This window comes from Lysobacter antibioticus (genome assembly GCF_000731095.1).
GTDB classification, from domain to species: domain Bacteria; phylum Pseudomonadota; class Gammaproteobacteria; order Xanthomonadales; family Xanthomonadaceae; genus Lysobacter; species Lysobacter antibioticus_B.
Genome location: NZ_JMTZ01000011.1, coordinates 65126 through 81882 on the forward strand (window position 1 = coordinate 65126; position 16757 = coordinate 81882).

At 67.1% G+C, this 16757-nt stretch carries 15 protein-coding genes; 7 read left to right on the forward strand and 8 right to left on the reverse strand.

The window, feature by feature from the left end; genetic code table 11:
* The 4 genes from EX88_RS0104235 to EX88_RS0104250 all read left to right on the forward strand — a co-directional run bounded on the left by EX88_RS0104235 (position 1) and on the right by EX88_RS0104250 (position 3467).
* A complete protein-coding gene (locus EX88_RS0104235; RefSeq protein ID WP_031370754.1) occupies positions 1–525 on the forward strand; it encodes an XVIPCD domain-containing protein in 525 nt (174 codons plus the stop codon).
* Positions 526–571: 46 nt separating this feature from the next.
* The gene (locus EX88_RS0104240) at positions 572–853 is read left to right on the forward strand and encodes a hypothetical protein (protein WP_031370755.1); all 282 of its coding nucleotides are present in this window, start codon (positions 572–574) and stop codon (positions 851–853) included.
* 39 nt (positions 854–892) lie between these two features.
* Positions 893–2572, forward strand: a complete 1680-nt coding sequence (locus EX88_RS0104245) for a type IV secretory system conjugative DNA transfer family protein (protein ID WP_051884462.1) — start codon at positions 893–895, stop codon at positions 2570–2572.
* Positions 2573–2669: 97 nt separating this feature from the next.
* On the forward strand, positions 2670–3467 hold the full coding sequence (locus tag EX88_RS0104250; RefSeq protein WP_031370757.1) for an amidohydrolase: 798 nt from the start codon (positions 2670–2672) through the stop codon (positions 3465–3467).
* Between the two features lie 487 nt (positions 3468–3954).
* On the opposite strand, the gene EX88_RS0104255 is transcribed toward EX88_RS0104250, so the two are convergent.
* The 3 genes from EX88_RS0104255 to EX88_RS0104265 form a co-directional block, all read right to left on the reverse strand.
* The gene (locus EX88_RS0104255; protein ID WP_152566093.1) at positions 3955–4569 is read right to left on the reverse strand and encodes a hypothetical protein; all 615 of its coding nucleotides are present in this window, start codon (positions 4567–4569) and stop codon (positions 3955–3957) included.
* Positions 4566–5711 (reverse strand): NAD(P)/FAD-dependent oxidoreductase, encoded by a 1146-nt coding sequence (locus EX88_RS0104260; protein ID WP_036148010.1) that lies wholly within the window; start codon positions 5709–5711, stop codon positions 4566–4568. The genes EX88_RS0104255 and EX88_RS0104260 overlap by 4 nt, the downstream gene beginning before the upstream one ends.
* A gap of 139 nt (positions 5712–5850) precedes the next feature.
* A complete protein-coding gene (locus EX88_RS0104265; RefSeq protein ID WP_031370760.1) occupies positions 5851–6438 on the reverse strand; it encodes a TetR/AcrR family transcriptional regulator in 588 nt (195 codons plus the stop codon).
* Positions 6439–6587: 149 nt separating this feature from the next.
* On the opposite strand from EX88_RS0104265, the gene EX88_RS0104270 reads away from it, so the two are divergent.
* Positions 6588–7055, forward strand: a complete 468-nt coding sequence (locus EX88_RS0104270) for a DUF1348 family protein (RefSeq protein ID WP_031370761.1) — start codon at positions 6588–6590, stop codon at positions 7053–7055.
* An 18-nt stretch (positions 7056–7073) separates the two neighbouring features.
* Here the strand turns inward: EX88_RS0104270 and EX88_RS0104275 are convergent, their stop codons facing one another.
* The 5 genes from EX88_RS0104275 to EX88_RS0104295 form a co-directional block, all read right to left on the reverse strand.
* Entirely contained in the window at positions 7074–7841 is a 768-nt protein-coding gene (locus tag EX88_RS0104275) for a DeoR family transcriptional regulator (protein ID WP_031370762.1), read from the reverse strand.
* Between the two features lie 350 nt (positions 7842–8191).
* The gene (locus tag EX88_RS24310; protein ID WP_051884463.1) at positions 8192–9301 is read right to left on the reverse strand and encodes a DUF3472 domain-containing protein; all 1110 of its coding nucleotides are present in this window, start codon (positions 9299–9301) and stop codon (positions 8192–8194) included.
* Between the two features lie 829 nt (positions 9302–10130).
* Positions 10131–11843, reverse strand: coding sequence for a pseudouridine synthase (locus EX88_RS0104285; protein ID WP_031370764.1), 1713 nt, complete (start codon positions 11841–11843; stop codon positions 10131–10133).
* Positions 11840–12820, reverse strand: coding sequence for an SMC-Scp complex subunit ScpB (gene scpB / locus EX88_RS0104290; protein WP_031370765.1), 981 nt, complete (start codon positions 12818–12820; stop codon positions 11840–11842). Before scpB ends, EX88_RS0104285 begins: the two co-directional genes overlap by 4 nt.
* 314 nt (positions 12821–13134) lie before the next feature.
* Positions 13135–14058, reverse strand: a complete 924-nt coding sequence (locus EX88_RS0104295; RefSeq protein WP_031370766.1) for a segregation and condensation protein A — start codon at positions 14056–14058, stop codon at positions 13135–13137.
* A gap of 567 nt (positions 14059–14625) precedes the next feature.
* Between EX88_RS0104295 and EX88_RS26745 the strand changes: the two genes are divergently transcribed.
* Positions 14626–15240 carry a hypothetical protein gene (locus tag EX88_RS26745; protein ID WP_200875794.1) on the forward strand — a complete coding sequence of 205 codons (615 nt, stop codon included), beginning with the start codon at positions 14626–14628 and terminating at the stop codon, positions 15238–15240.
* A gap of 63 nt (positions 15241–15303) precedes the next feature.
* A complete protein-coding gene (locus EX88_RS24320) occupies positions 15304–16659 on the forward strand; it encodes a peptidoglycan-binding domain-containing protein (protein WP_051884465.1) in 1356 nt (451 codons plus the stop codon).
* Positions 16660–16757 lie beyond the last annotated feature (98 nt).

Below are 16757 nucleotides of genomic sequence, written 5' to 3' on the forward strand. Positions count from 1 at the left end.
ATGAACGGAAGCACTCAGGAACAGCAATTGAAGGTCGACGGCCAAGCCACGACCCAGACGCTGGACGACATGCGCCGCGCCGAGCAGCGCTCGCTGCTCAGCAGCCCCAGCCATCCGCATCACGACCTGTACTCGCAGGTGCGCGTCTGCCTCGACAAGCAGGACATGGGGCTCAAGGACTACTCCGGCGACCAGCGCGACAACCTGGCCGCGGCCCTGGCCCTGGAAGCGCGCACCGGCGGCCTGCGCAGCGCCGATCACGTGGTGCTGAGCAAGGACGGTTCGCGCGCGTTCGTGATCGAGGGCGAGCTGGATTCGCCGAGCCGGCGCATGAGCTATGTCGACACCGCCCAGGCGGCGGCGCAATCGATGGAACGGAGCAGCCAGCAGCTGGCCCAGCTCAATCGCGAACAGGAACTCCAGGACCAGCAACGGCAGGACGAGCGCCAGGCCGAACGTCAGGCCGAGCACCGCGGCGAACGCGAGCCGTCGCTGGCCCGTGCCCTGTTCAAAGACAAAGACTGAAACGCCCGCGCCGCCATAGAGCGCGCGAAGGCATCGGAGGCCTGCAATGAACGAATACCGTCATCACATCCTGACCCGCGGCCGCTACCAGATCGTGGCCCTGACCCCGGACCCGCAGTTCGAGAGCGACGACATCTACGCTTACGCGGTGATGTCCTCTTCCGGGCTCAAAATGCGTCAGGAACTGACCCTGACCGACGCCCGCAACTGGCTGGAATTCTGGATCGAGCAGGAAAGGGCCTCCAGCGGAGGCTCGTCGCCGGATATGATGGAGTCATCGCCTCCGGGGGAGCCTTCCAGGCTGCAGGCCGCCCGCAAGCGACGCTGACCGACAGCGGGTTCGGGGAAACCAAGCAGGAAACATGACGTGAAAGGGAAGCTGATTTTTGCCCTGGCGGTACTGGTACTCGTACTGGCCGCGGGGACGTATCTGTCGGGATACGTGACGTTGATGTTGATGAAGATCGACACCAGTGCGCTGAAGTGGACCACCTACCTCGATTACCTCAAGGTATTGGACGTCCCGCAGTACAAGCCCTACGTGGGCAAGATCAAGGCCGGCGGCTTCATCGGCTATGGCCTGCCGATGGTCGGCTATCTGATCCTGACCGTGCTGATGCTGAAGCCGAAGAAGAAGTCGATGCACGGCGACGCGCGTTTCGCGCGCTCCGGCGACCTGTCGGCCAAGGGCATGTTCAAGTCGACCCCCACCAGCATCGTGGTCGGTAAGTTCAACGGCCAGCTGGTGCAACTCAGCGGCCAGCAGTTCGTGATCCTCGCCGCGCCGACCCGTTCGGGCAAGGGCGTCGGCATCGTCATTCCGAACCTGCTGAACTACCAGGGCTCGATGGTCGTGCTCGACATCAAGCAGGAAAACTTCGACCTGACCAGCGGCTGGCGCGCCGAGCAAGGGCAGGAGATCTTCCTGTTCAACCCCTTCGCCGAGGATCGCCGCACCCATCGCTGGAACCCGCTGACCTATGTGTCCAGCGATCCGGCGTTCCGCGTCTCAGATCTGATGAGCATCGCCGCGATGCTGTATCCGGATGGCTCGGACGACCAGAAGTTCTGGGTCAGCCAGGCCCGCAACGCCTTCATGGCCTTCACCCTGTACCTGTTCGAGGCCTGGGAAGACGCCAAGAAGGTCGGCTTCCCGTTCGGCACCATCCCGACCCTGGGCGCGGTGTACCGCCTGTCTTCGGGCGACGGCAAGACCGAGCTCAAGCCGTTCCTGCAGGGCCTGTCGCAGCGGCCCTTCCTCAGCAGCAACGCCAAGTCGGCGTTCGCCAACATGCTGTCGCAGGCCGACGAGACCTTCGCCTCGATCCTCGGTACTTTCAAGGAACCGCTCAATCCCTGGATCAACCCGGTCCTGGACGCGGCCACCAACACCGACGATTTCCTGCTGACCGACCTGCGCAAGAAGAAGATGACGATCTACGTCGGCATCCAGCCCAACAAGCTGGCCGAAAGCCGTCTGATCGTGAACCTGTTCTTCAGCCAGATCATCAACCTCAACACCCGCGAGCTGCCGCAGAACAACCCTGAGCTCAAGCATCAGTGCCTGTTGCTGATGGACGAGTTCACCTCGATCGGCAAGGTCGACATCATCGCCTCGGCGGTGTCGTACATGGCCGGCTACAACCTGCGCCTGTTGCCGATCATCCAGAGCATGTCGCAGCTCGACGCGACCTACGGCAAGGACATCTCGCGCACCATCATCACCAACCACGCGCTGCAGATCATCTACGCGCCGCGCGAGCAGCAGGACGCGAACGACTATTCCGATATGCTCGGCTACACCACCGTGCGCAAGGAGAACATCACCCGTGGCCGCGAAGTCTCGCGTAGCGAGTCGGAAGAGCGCCGCGCGCTGATGCTGCCGCAGGAGCTCAAGGCGATGGGCTTCGACAGCGAGGTGTTCCTGTACGAAGGCATCCCGCACCCGGTGAAGTGCGACAAGATCAAGTACTACCAGGACAAGCTGTTCACCCAGCGCCTGTTGCCGAAGGTATCGGTGCCGGTGCTGGACATCGGCACCGGCTGAGCCGGATGAGTCGTGCGTCGCGTTGCCGGGCTCCGGCCCGGCAACCGGCGCGGCTTCGCGGGCATAATGTCCGCAGACCCCCTGTTCGGTAGCTCGTATGCGCGACCTTCGCATCTCGCTCGTCCAAGGCGCCACCCGCTGGCACGACCCGGCCGGCAACCGCGATTACTACGGCCATCTGATCGCTTCGCTGCGCGGCATCACCGACCTGGTGCTGCTGCCGGAGACCTTCACCAGCGGCTTCAGCAACGACGCCATCGGCGACGCCGAGACCATGGACGGGCCGACCGTGAGCTGGATCCGCGAACAGGCGGCCAAGCTCGGCGCCGCGGTCGCCGGCAGCGTGCAACTGCGCACCGACGACGGCGTGTTCAACCGCCTGTTGTTCGCCACGCCCGACGGCGAGTTGCAAACCTACGACAAGCGCCATCTGTTCCGTTACGCCAAGGAACACGAACGCTATGCCGCCGGCCGCGAGCGCCTGACGGTGGAATGGAAGGGCTGGCGGATCTGCCCGATGGTCTGCTACGACCTGCGTTTTCCGGTGTTTTCGCGCAACCGTTTCGACGTCGAGCGCCCCGGCGCGCTCGATTTCGACCTGCTGCTGTACGTCGCCAACTGGCCGGCGGCGCGCGCCTACCCGTGGAAGACCCTGCTGCGCGCGCGCGCGATCGAGAACCTGTGCTACGTCGCTGGGCTCAACCGCGTCGGCAGCGACGGCAACGGCCTGAGCTATTCCGGCGACAGCGCGGTGATCGATTTCCTCGGCCACCCGATCAGCGAATGCACCGACGAGGAAGTGGTCGTGACCACGACCCTGCAGGCGGCGGAACTGGCGGCGCACCGCGAGCGTTTCCCGGCCATGCTCGACGGCGACAGCTTCGAACTGCGCTGAGTATCTCGAGCGTTGCGGCGCCGCTGCCGCTGCTCTTGGGTAGGAGCGGCGCAAGCCGCGACTGCGCAGCTGGCGGTTGCGACGCCTCTTACCGCAGAGCGGTGAGGCAACATCTAAAGCTTCCGTCCGCTGACGCGGCCGGGTTACTTTCTTTTGCTGGCCCAAAAGTCCGTCTGGATTCCCTTCGGTCAAAGCTGACCAAAGGGAGGCCTTCCTTGACGAAGCTCTCCTGCGAGTTCATGGCTTACGCCGGGATTTTTCGATAGGACATCCTTGTCCTATCGAGTCATTCCTTTTTAAAGGCTGGGCGCACGTCCTGTGCGCCGCCCTCCGGGTCTCCAGGTGTTCTCTCAAGTTCGGAGCTGCGCCAACCTTTAACAGCAACAGCAACAGCAACGGCAACGGCAACGGCAGGAGCAGCTCGGGCAGGCCGTCGCTCCTGCCCTGGCGCGAGCACGCCGCTTCGTTGGATAAGGGACGGCAGCGTTCAGCGCAGGCGGTCGTGGACCTGCAGGCCCTGGCTCGGGTCGGCGGCGTCGTAACGCACGGTGACCTCGCGATCGGGTTCGCCGTCGCGCCCAGGACGCAGCAAGGACACGCGCAGCGAGCCATCGGCGGCGACGACACGCTCGCCCGCTTCGATCGACTGCAGACAGGAGGCGATGCGGTAGGCGTCGTGCTTGCGCACCTGCAGTGCGGCATCGAGCGCCAGCCAGACCAGGTCGGTCTCGATGCCGGCGCCGCAATGGCCCTGCGTGCGGTCGCTGCGGCTGGCGGTGTCGACCTCGATCAACAGATAACGCAGTTCGGCCGGGCCGTGGCCGGAGTCGGCCAGCAGCGCGCGCCGCTCGACGACGCCGTCGACATCGGTGATGCGCGCGAGCTTGAGCGGTTTGCGCCTGGCGCCGTCGACCAGCAGTAAGTCCTGCTGGCGCGAGTCGATCTCGACCTGCAAGGCGGCCGCAGCGGGCGCAGCCGTCGCGTCCCCGTAGGCCAAGGCGGCGGCCAACAGACAGGCGAGCGTAGCGGGCAGGGCAGACAGGGTCATGCGGCCACTGTACGCCGGCTCGCAGGTGTCGAGCGCGCCGTGGCGCATGTTCACAGGCTTTCCGAAGGCCGCGATGCGGCGGCCTCGTCCGGTTCGCGGTTGCCGCGTTTGTGGAAATAGACCTGTTCGGCGGCCCAACGCAGTGGCGCCGAATGCAACAGCAGGTCGAACGGCCAGTCGAACTGGAAATGATCGAAGGCCCAGCGCAGCGCACGCTTGCGGCGGAAGCGCGGGGCGCTGTCGCGGGCGACCGATTCCGGCGCCGGGCCCTGTCCGAGCGCGTGCAGGGCGATTGCCTGGCCCAGGGTTTCGCCGTGCGCCCAGGCCGAGTGGATGCCGCCGGCGGTGACCGGCGAGACGATGCCGGCGGCGTCGCCGGTCAGCATCACGCCGTCGCGGGCGAGCGGAAACACCGGGCCGCCGCAGGGGATCAGGCCGGCGCGGGTCGCCGCAGGCTGCACATCGGCGTCAAGGCCGACCACCGAACGCACGCGCTGCAGGAAGCCGTCGATGTCGGGCACGCGCGCGCGTTCGGGGTCGTGGCGCACCGCCAGGCCGGCCTGGACGCCGGTCGGGTTCTGCGCCACCCAGCCGATGTAGCCGGGCGCGTAGCGCTTGCTGACGAAGCAGTGCAGGGCGCCGGACTCGGGCAGGGCGGCACCGGGAAACTCGTACTCGATGCCGTAGAGGAACTCGCGCGTCTGGCCCAGTCCGGTGCGCTCGGCGACGCGCGACTTGGCGCCGTCGGCGCCGACCAGGAAACGGGTGCGGCCCACGCCTTCGATACGCCAGCCGTCGTCCTCACGCTCGGCCTGGGTGAAGGAGGTACCGAGGCGCAACTCGACGCCGTGGCGGACCAGCTCCTGAGTCAGCCAGCGCATCAGCCGCGGCGTGTCGGTGGTCAGGAAGTAATAACCCGGTGCACTCAAGGCCATGCTGCGCAGGCGCGGCGAATACAGGCGCACGCGTTCGACGCGGTGCAGGCAACCGGCCGGCGCGCGGCTCAACCAGGTCTGTTCGGCGGCTTCCTTGACCACGATGCCGGTGGTGCGCAATTTCTCGCCGGGGTCGCGCTTGCGTTCGAGCACCACCACGCGCAGGCCGGCGCGCGCGGCGGCCAGGGCGCAGGCGGCGCCGGCGAAGCTGGCGCCGACGACGACCAGGTCGCAGTCGTAGGCTTGGGGGTCGAGGTTCATTCCGGTTTCTCGTGGGGAGACCGGTGCAGTCTGGGCAGGCTCGACGAAGCCCGTATGGGGTCTGTGTGAAGTGAGTCGAGCCTGTAACGGGGTTCACGCGCGACGCGTGACGCGTGGCCCGTTCTGCTCGGCCTTTCGCTCAGCGATTCGCGGCCGACAAGGCCTCGATGGTCAGCGCGAGGCCGTTCAGGGCGTCCTGCGCAGCGGCGGGATCGGCGGCAGCGCGCACGATCGCACCGTCGAAGGCCTGAGCGATCGCGCCGGCGCGCGCATCGCGTTCGGCCGACGCCGGCAGCAGCGCGGCGATGCGTTCGGCGAGTTCGCGTTTGTGCCGGCGCGAGCATTCCACCGCTTCGGGCAGCGTCGGGCCGATCTCGGCCACGGCATTGATGAAGGCGCAGCCGCGGAAATGCGGGTGGGCGAACCATTCCGCCAGGGCCGGCACCAGTGCCTCGGCGCCGCGTTCGGGCGCGGCGCCGCGGCGCTGCAAGGCCGCATCGAACCAAGTCATCCAGCGCTCGTGGCGGTAGTGCAGGAACGCCAGGATCAGGGCGTTCTTGCTGGGGAAATGCCGGTACAGCGTGACCTTGGTGACGCCGGACTCGGCGATCACCCGGTCGATGCCGGTGGCGCGGATGCCTTCGAGATAGAACAGATCGTGGGCGGTCTGCAGGATCCGCTCGCGGGCGGGCACTGGCTGGGCAGGCGAAGCGGCTTTGCGGTTCATGGCGCGATGGTAGACCGATTCGTCTACCGGCGCCAATCGTGTAGACAACTCTGTCTACATGAGGTAATTTTACCGTGTAGACCGATCTGTCTACATAAATTCTTATCCAAGTAGACTAATTCGTCTACATGCGCTCTGGAGCCGTCCTCATGCATACCCGTCCGCCCTTGCCGCCGTTCACCCGCGACAGCGCCATCGAAAAGATCCGCCTGGCCGAAGACGCCTGGAATTCGCGCGACCCGGCCCGCATCGGCCAGGCTTATTCGGTCGATACCCGTTGGCGCAACCGCGCCGAATTCGTCGACGGCCGCGAAGCCGCGGTGGCCTTGCTCGAACGTAAGTGGACCCGCGAGCTCGACTACCGCCTGATCAAGGAACTGTGGGCCTTCGACGGCGCTCGCATCGCAGTGCGCTTCGCTTACGAATGGCGCGACGATTCCGGGCAATGGTTCCGCAGCTACGGCAACGAGAACTGGGAGTTCGGCGACGACGGCCTGATGGCGGTGCGTCTGGCGAGCATCAACGACCGGCCGATCGCGGCGAGCGAACGCAAGTTTCATTGGCCGCAGGGCCGGCGTCCCGACGATCACCCGGGGCTCAGCGAGCTGGGGCTGTAAGACTGATCGTCGTCGGCCTCAGTCGACGACGATCAGCTCGATGCCGAGACGCAGCAGCCCCTGGCTGTATTCCGGGCTGATGCTGGAGTCGGTGATGATGGTATGCACGCATTCCAACTGGGCGATGCGATGCAGGCCGACGCGGCCGAACTTGGACGCGTCGGTCAGCACGATCACCTTGCGCGCGCGTTCGACCATGCGATGGTTGAGGCTGGCTTCGCCTTCGTGATGCGTGCTCAGGCCGAACTGCAGGTCGAGGCCGTCGACGCCGAGGAACAGCGCATCGAAGCTGTAGCTGGTGAGGCTGGCCTCGGCCTGCGCGCCCTGGAACGACAGCGACTGCTTGCGCAACAGGCCGCCGGTCAGCATCACCTCGACACCCGTCGCGTTGGCCAGTTCCCAGGCGATATTGAGGCCGTTGGTCATCACCGTGACGCCCTCGGCGTGGCGCAGATGGCGCGCCAGGGTCATGGTGGTGGTGCCGGAATCGATGATGACGTTGTCGCCGGCCCGGATCAGCTGCGCCGCGCGGGCGCCTATCGATTCCTTCAAGCTGCTGTTGAGGCTGTCCTTCTGATGGATGTCTTGTTCCAGCGGCGGCGTGCGCACCAGGGTGGCGCCGCCGTGGTTGCGCTTGGCCAGGCCCTGCGACTCGATCTGGGCCAGATCGGCGCGGATCGTCACCGTGGACACGCCCATCGATTCGGCCAGATGCGCGACGTGCACGCTGCCGTGCTTGACCAGCATCTGCAGGATCCGTTCGCGGCGTTGTCGGGTGTTTCGCATCGGTCTTTCTCGGTGCAGCACGGGGCGGAAGCGGATGGCGTCAGCGCTGCGGCGTGTCGTCCTGCGTCGGGGTGTGGGCGCGGCGGCGATCAGTGCGGGGCATAGCCGGGATGGTGCCACCTTTCGGCACGGGTTGCGGGCCGGCCTGCGCAGGCCGGCTTCGCGGAACCCCGGGCGCATGGCGCATGCACGAGACCTTCGCATGTCGATGTCTCCGGCGCGCCTGCGGGCTCGAAAACGAAAACGCCGCCATCGCAGGCGATGACGGCGTGGTGTGCGAGCTTCGATGAAACCGTCGCATCCGGGCGGCGGCCCCCAGGAAGCGAGCCCTGGTTCGGGGGGTCAGGGGCTCAGGGGTTCAAGCGCCACTTCTGATAGCCGTTGCCGAGGCAGGTATAGACGCGCAGATAAGCGCCCTGGGCGGCGTTGTTGAGCGGGTCCAGGCAGGTGCCGCTGGCGACGTTGTACAGCCCATCCGAGCCCGGCATCGGCATCCAGCGTTGCGCCGAGCCGTTGCCGCATGCCGCGAGCCGGACGCTGCCGTCGCTTTCCGCCTGCAGGCACTGGCTGCGGCTGCGCATCATCATGCGGAAGCCGTCGTCGCGTTCGATCAGTTGGTTGTTGTTGCTCGCGCAGCTCCACAATCCGGCCTGAGTGCCGCCGGCCAGGGTATCCAGGCAATAGCCGCTGTAGGTGTTGAGCAGCACCTTCGGCGAACCGAGCGTGCCGAACTTGTTGTCGGCGGCGATGCAGTCCTGCTCCGCGGTACAGGAGGCGCGGGCGATCGATTCGCAGTTGCCGTAGGTCTTGCTGGTGCTGGTCGATGGCGCGACCGCGCCGTTCTCGGCGCTGGGGCGGAAGAACACCGCACTCGTCGCCGGCGCGGCCGCGCAGCTTTCCAGTTGATCGGTGCCCTGGGCGAAGTTCTCCAGGAACTCGACGGTCTTCTCGTTGAGGCCGCCCCAGGTCTGCGGCACTTGGATGCTGGCGACCTTGCGGCGCGCAGCGGTCGCGACATCGGTGATGTAGGCGCTCCAACTGCCGGGAGCTTCGCTGACGATGCGGATCTTGTACTTCTTGCCCTGCACCCAGGGATAAGCGACCCAGCACTGCACGCCGCTGCCTTCGTGGGAGAAATGGCTGCACAGGGTGCCGCTTTCGGCGACCCAGCCGGTGGCCTGCCAGATCGAGAAATTCAGTGCCTTGTCGGCATTGCTGCGTTGTTGCAGGCCGACGTAGCCGCCGTCGCCGTTCTTGAGCGCGAACTGATGCGCCCAATAGGTGCGCCCGTTGTAGCCGGGCTCCTGGGTGATGGCGATGCTGAAGTCCATATCCAGGTAACCGCCGGGCTGGCTCGGCCAAGTGCGGTCTATCGCGACCATGCCGCCGGCGACGACCGCCGCGGCGGTGCCGTGCAAGGTCAGACAAAGCAGTAGCAGGACGATCTTCGCGTAGCGCATACGGACTCCTATCGACGACGGGTTGCGGACTGCCCATGGCGAGATCTCGGCTTCGTCATGGACGTATCGGGTCCAGGCCGCGATGCTTGCGGCGTGCCTGGCGTATTGCTCGGATTCGATGGATCGGCAGGAACGATTCGGGTTCGGTCCTCGGCTTGGCCGGCGAGGGCGATCGCCGCTTCGATCGCCCTCGCCGAAGGCGTCGATTCGCGTCCTGGGGAATGCGTGTCCTGTGTTGCGGATGTCGCGACTCGGCGATTGAGCATGAGCCGCAGGGGGGCGTCAATAACCGCGTCGGAAACGAAAGTTCCTTGTTTTTTAGGGTTTCGTTGCAGGTTTTTCGGCGAGCAGATCGAAACGAAACGTCGCATCGCGAACAGGTTTCGTAATCGGCTTTCGACACTGCCGATAGCGTGATGGAGGTGGCGGTACGGATGCGATTGCGCGTGTTTTCAGCGTCAATGGCCGGCAAGTGCGTCGGTTTAATGTGCTATCTGAATCGGCGCGAGTTCCTTCGGAACTGCGTCGTGAAAACAACGCGGACGGTGGATTTGCTGCGAACGCATATTCGATAGCGCGGACAGACGCCTGGATCGGAGGTGTTGTCGGGATCGTAGAAGTAGGGCGGAGTGATCGCGGGCGAAGCGGTTTCGATGCAAGCGGTCGTCGCGTGACCGCGGCTCGCGACCGCAGGAAATCCCCGTGGGACGCCGCTCCTGCTCTCGAAGCGATTCGGCGGGTGCGCGGCGAACAGCCGGGCGCGCACAAAAACAAAGGGCGCCGAAGCGCCCTTTGTCGTGTCTTGCTTCAGCGTTGCTGACGTCTGGGTTCAGACGCCGCCGCGCGGACCGCGGCCGCCGCCGGGGCGGCCACCGCCACGCGGGCCACCGGGACGCGGACCGCTCGGGCGGGCTGCGCCACCGGGACGCGGTGCGCCGCCGGGACGGGGCGCGCCACCCGGACGGGCATTGCCGCCGGGACGCGGGCCGGCACCGGGGCGGGCGCCCGGACCGGGCTTGCCGCCGGCCGGACGCGCATTGCTGCGCGGACGTTCGCCGCCGTAAGGATTGAAGCTGCCGGGGTTGGCGTGGTCGGACGGGAAGCTCGGCGCATTGCCGGGGTGACCGTAGGGACGCGGAGCGCGCTGGCCCTGACCTTGGCCTTGACCCTGGCCGCCGCCGCTGCGGCGCTCGCCGCCGTAGGGCGTGTTGCCGTTGCGCTCGCCGCCGAAGCCGCCGCCACCGGGGCCGCCGCCGTGCGGACGACCGCGACCGGCGCCTGCACCGGCACCCGCGCCGGGACCGCGTGCGCCGCCCGGCTTGCCGGCGTAGGGCTTACGGCCCTGGCCGTCGGGATTGCGGTGGCCGCTCGGGCCGGTCTCGACGCCATCGGGCACGTACCAGGTACGGAACGCGGCCGGATTGCCGTCGGGCAGGGGCTTGGGACCCTTTTCCTTGCGCTGCTTGAACGGCTTGTGCGACTGGTTGGCCGCGGCTTCGCCGCTGACCGTCAGGCCACCGTGCTTGCGCGGACCGCCGCGGCCGCGACCGCCGCGGTCTTCGCGGACATGGTCGAAGCGGCGCAGCTCGCGGCCTTCGTCGGCGGTGTTGTGGCCGCCGACGTAGCCGTGCGAACGCTCGCCGGACAGGTGCACGGTCGACTTGGCGGCCTTGCGCTGGCCGATCACCGGCTGCAGGGTCAGCGCCGAAGGCGTGCCGTCTTCCAGGCCGAGGTCGCCGCGCAGGGCGTCGACCTTGTCGCCGACCAACTCCTGCGAGTGGCCGCGCAGCAGTTCGCGCGGCAACGACACGGTGCCGTAGCGGATGCGCTTGAGGCGGCTGACCTGGCAGCCCTGCGATTCCCACAAACGGCGCACTTCGCGGTTGCGGCCTTCCTTGACCACGACGCGGAACCAGTCGTGCGAATCGCTGCCGCCGATGCGTTCGATCTCGTCGAACTTGGCCGGGCCGTCCTCGAGAGCGACGCCGCGGGCGAGGCGGTCGACGAGATTATCGGGAACCTGCTCCTGGCCTTCCGGTGCGCGCACGCGGCAGACGTACTCGCGCTCGACCTCGAAGGAGGGATGCATGAGCGCGTTGGCGAGTTCGCCGTCGGTGGTCAGCAGCAGCAGACCGGTGGTGTTGATGTCGAGGCGGCCGATCGCGATCCAGCGCGCGCCCTTCAGAGCGGGCAGGGAATCGAAAATGGTCGGACGGCCCTCGGGGTCTTCGCGCGTGGTCACTTCGCCTTCGGGCTTGTTGTACATCAGCACGCGCGAGGGCTCGGTCAGGGCGCTGGCGATGAAGCTGCGGCCGTCGAGTTCGATCTTGTCGCCGCCCTTGATGCTCATGCCGACCTGTGCGGTCTCGCCGTTGACCTTGACCAGGCCGTCGGCGATGCGCTGCTCGAGCGCGCGGCGCGAGCCCAGGCCCGCTTGCGCGAGGACCTTGTGCAGGCGTTCTTCCAGACGCGGCGCCTCGGCGGTGGCGCCGGCATCGCTGCCGCGCTTCAGTGAGAGCTTGCGGCGGTTTTCTTCAGTCATTTCTGTTGCTCCGGCCGGTCGTCTTCGGACTCGGCCTCAAATTCCGGAACGGTCGTCGTCTCGACGGCGTGTTGGTCTTGCTCGTGATCGTTCGCGTCCGCCGCGCGCTCGCCCGGCGCGGCTTCGGGGTCGTCCGAAAGGACGGTTGTATCGGTGTGGGTATCGGTGTCGCTATCGGTATCGCTGTCGGCGTCGGCGCTGGTGTCGGCGCCGGCGTCGTCGGATTGGGTGTGGGCTTCGTCGCCGTCGACGCTGTCGTCGGCGCCGTCGTTCGAGTCGCCCGATTCGGTGGACCCGGCGACCGAGTCGCCGTCGTCCTCGCCGGCTTCGGCATCGTTGCTGGCTTGATCGAGGCTGGTTTGATCGAGGCCGGTCTTGTCGTCGTGGCCGGTGGCGATGCCGCCGGCGGCGATCGCTTCGCCGTCGAGCGGCAACTGCGGTTCGAGCTCGCCGATGTCCTTGAGTTCCGACAGCGGCGGCAGTTCGTCCAGGCGCTTGAGGCCGAAGTAATCGAGGAAGGTCTTGGTGGTGCCGAACAGAGCCGGCTTGCCGGGGACGTCGCGGTGGCCGACGACGCGGATCCACTCGCGCTCTTCCAGGGCCTTGATGATGTTGCTGCTGACCGCGACGCCGCGGACCTGTTCGATCTCGCCGCGGGTGATCGGCTGGCGGTAGGCGATCAGCGCCAGGGTCTCGAGGGTGGCGCGGGTGTAGCGGGTCTGGCGTTCGGTCCACAGGCGCGCGACCCAGGCATGGACGTCGGCCTGGACCTGGAAGCGGAAGCCCGAGGCCAGCTCGACCAGTTCCACGCCGCGCTCGGCGCAGCCCTCGCGCAGGGTCTCCAGCGCGGTCTCGACGCTGTCGGCCGGAGCCGGCTGGTCCTCGGGGAACAGGGCATGCAGCTGCGCCAGCGTGAGCGGCTGGTTGGCCGCGAGCAAGGCGGCTTCGACGATGCGGGTGACGAGGAGTTGGTCCATGGAATGCGTCTGAATCGTTGCGTTGGCGATCGGCCCTGGAGCCTGTGGGAATCGGTGCCTGGGTCGGTGGTCGGCCGGTTGGCGGCCGATCTAGCTATAGCGGAAGCGGGCGAGGCGGGAGCTGCGTGTCCGGGCCATCACGGCCGCGTTCGCGGAATCCGGAGGCTGAAGTGCAGGAACGTTCGGGCGAGGCGGACCCGGCCCCTGCCGGGATCGAGTCCGTTCCGATCGAATCCGTCCCGATCAAGTCCGTCCCGATCGAATCCGCCCCGGCGAGGCGGAACGACGGCGGCAGCCGAGTCACGACAGCCAAGTCACGAAGCCCGGTCATCGTTGGCGGCGTCGTCGAACTCGCTGCTGAGTTCGATCTCGTCGGGATCCTTCATGAGCGCCAACGATTTGACGTAGATCGGCGCCGGCGGGCGGCCCTCTTCGGGCTGCTCCTGGACGATCTCGATCAACTGTTCCTTGGCCAGGGTCAGCAGGCCCAGGAACGTTACCACTATGCCGAGCCGGCCTTCTTCGACCGTGAACAGCGATTCGAAACGATGGAACACGCCATCGGACATGCGGGTCAGCAGTTCGCCCATGCGCTGGCGGACGCTCAAGGCATCGCGCTTGATCGCGTGCTGGGTGTACAGCTCGGCACGCTTGAACACGTCGTGCAGGGCCAGCAGCATCTCGCGCAGATCGACCGGCGGCGGCAGTTTGACCGAAGCCCGGTCCGGCACGTAGGCCTGCGCCGGGCTGGTATCGCGGTCCTGGCGGGGCAGGGTGTCGATGTCCTCGGCCGCCTTCTTGAAGCGCTCGTACTCCTGCAGGCGGCGGACCAACTCTGCGCGCGGGTCTTCTTCGATCCCTTCCTCGTTGGCCGAGCGCGGCAGCAGCATGCGCGACTTGATCTCGGCCAGGATCGCGGCCATCACCAGGTATTCGGCGGCCAGCTCGAAACGCATCTCGTGCATGGCCTGGATATAAGTCACGTATTGCCGGGTGATCTCGGCGACCGGGATGTCGAGAATCTCCAGGTTCTGACGGCGGATCAGGTACAGCAGCAGGTCGAGCGGGCCTTCGAACGCGTCCAGGATGACTTCGAGCGCGTCCGGCGGGATGTAGAGATCCTGCGGAATCTGCAGCACCGGCTGGCCGTGGACCATCGCCAGCGGCATTTCCTGCTGCTGAGGCGTCGTCGGGGCTGGGCTGGATTCGGTCGCGACGGGCGCGGGTTCGTTGCTCATTCGAAACCGGCCCCTCCGGGCCGTCGGCACTGCAGTTACGACGATGCTTGCGGCGCATGACCGCATCGAGAGCCGCGCCAGGTCGTGCAAGGACCGGGATCGAGCTTCCCTGCGGGTGCTACGGACCACTCTATAAAGGCGTGTGCTTTAGGCCCGAACGGCCCCGGCCTGCGCGTCACGACAAGGCGTGGCGGCTGAGACGAAGGGGGTTGCGGGCGTGAGCCGGTGGTCTGCAGCTGTGCACTGGCGTACTGGCGCACCGATGATGTGCGGGGAAGTACGGGTGCTGACGTGGCGACGGCTTGGGTCCTGTCGCGACGGGCCGCTGCATCCGGCCTCGGGCAATTGACAGTTAGGGTAAGGGCTGGGGCGGGCAGTGTCCAGCGCCGGCATGAACGCCGGCCGGGTCGGGGAGCGGTACCGGCCGGCCGGCTCCGGGCCGCCCGGGGTCGCGGGCGCGACGGCGCTCGGGTTTGCCGATCGCCGCGACGGCCTGTGCGGGGCCTGTCGCCGGGCCGTACAGCTATTTAGACTGGGCAGGCACAACTAATGGACTGGGGAATCGCAATGAACCAAGCAAGGACCGTCGCCGCCGCTCTGGTGTTGGCGTTGGCGGGCTGCAACGCGCCCGCGCCGGAGGCCGGCAAGGCCAATACGGCCGATCCGGCCGCGACCGCGACTCCGGCTTCTGCCGAGCCCGCAGCCGCCGAGCCTGCAACTGCCCAGCCGGCGCCGGCCGAGGCGACGCCTTCGGCCCCCGCCAGCGCGGCGGTGCAGTTGCCGGCCGAGGCCTGCGTGAAGAGCGAAGACGGCTTCGCCTCGTTCTTCGAGCAATTCGTCTACCAGGCGAACGTACGCTCCGCCTATTCCGCGCCGAAGATCGAGATCCGCGACCTCAAGGACCCGGGCAAGCTGCTGGAGTCGCAGACGCCGCAGCAGGCCGGGCCGTTCAAGATCGCCCTGGTCGACAATCAGTGGTCGTACGACGAGCCCGGCAAGCAGGCCGGCCAACTCGACCGGGTCAAGATCGAGCGGACCCTGAGCGGCGACCGCATGCGGGTCGACTTCGTCAAGGCCGAGTTCTCGCCCGATGAGGACGTGGTCAAGACCCTCGGCAAGCCGGAAGCGTATGTGTTCGAGTTCAAGCAAGGGTGCTGGCAGCTGACTCAACAGCTGCGTTGAACCCCGGCCTCTCCCGCGAGCGGGGGCGGCCGTCCGGATAAACCATCGACAAGGAGAAGTACGATGCCCAAGTATTCGATCGTCGAATCGGTCGGTCGTGGCGTACAGCACGTCCACGATTACGAAGACCTCGAGCGCCACCATCCCACCCGCGGCAACGAGCGCGGCCGCGTCTACGGCACCGTCAACGGCGAGCGCGAAGAACTGCTCGGCAACTATGCCGGCACGCCGACCGTCTCGCGCGACGGCGACCACTACGTTTCCAAGGACTTCGTGCTGCAGGCCGGCGGCTCCAGCGCCGTGGCCGTGCCCGCGGTCGCCAACGGCTACATCGGCCGGGTCGACCCGCGCGACGGCATCGTCCAGATCTACGACCGCCCGGCCAACGATCCCAACCGCGAGATGATCGCGCAGTACCGGCACATGGACCTGCGCAACACCGAGTTGAAGGTCGGCGACCGCGTCGAGTACGGCCAGCCGCTCGGCATCCAGGGCGGTTTCAACAAAGGCGATCCGAACGCCTTCGGCAAGCACGTCCACGTCGACATCAACACCGGCTACATGCCGCAGATGGAGCGTTACGTACGCGACATCGACAGCGGCGCGATCAGCACCGATCGCCGCCCGCCGCATTCGGACAACCTGACCGGCCCGGCGCAAGTGAGCAACGTCTCCGGCAACGGTCGCGCCGTGCACACGCCCGGCGGCCCCGGTTCGACCACCCAGGCCGCGGCGATGGCCGACGGCGTGCTGCGCAAGGAAGAGCGCGGTCCCGAGGTCAAGGCGATGCAGGAGCAGTTGGCCAAGCTCGGCTATAAGGACGCGCAGGGCCATGCGATCGTGCCGGACGGCAAGTTCGGCCAGCACACCAAGGAAGCGGTCGAGGCGTTCCAGCGCGATCATCACCTCAAGGTCGACGGCATCGCCGGCCCGCGTACGCTGGAGGCCTTGAAGAAGGCCGAGCCGGCGCAGGCGCAGGCCCACGACGGGCACAGCCATGCGCGTACGGCGGCCGACCCGGCGCGTGCGCCCCTGCTGTCGGATACGGCGCACCCGAACAACGCGATGTTCCGGCAGGCGGTCGACGGCTTGGAGAAGCTCGGCCCGCAGGCCGGTTTCAAGAATCGCCAGGAAGTCGAGAACGCCGCGGCGACGCTGACCTACGAGGCCCGCGTCAGCGGCCTGACCAAGATCGACCACGTCGCTTTGAATGCGAATGGCAACGGTTTGTTCGCGGTGCAGGGCGGTCTCAACGACCCGACCCACCACCGCGCTTACGCCGACAAGGCGATCGCGGCGAACCAGCCGGTCGAGCAATCGAGCCAGCGCCTGCAGCAGGATGTGCCGCAAGCGGCGCAGCAGAGCCAGCAGGCGACGCAGCAGCAACAGCAGCAACCGGCGCGGCCGATGGTGGCGTGACCGCCAATGGCCCGCGTCTGCCGACGCGGGCCGCTTCGTCGGCGCAAGGCCGGCACGCCGATGCGTTTGCGCGCGCGCCGCATGCGAATACAGCCGAC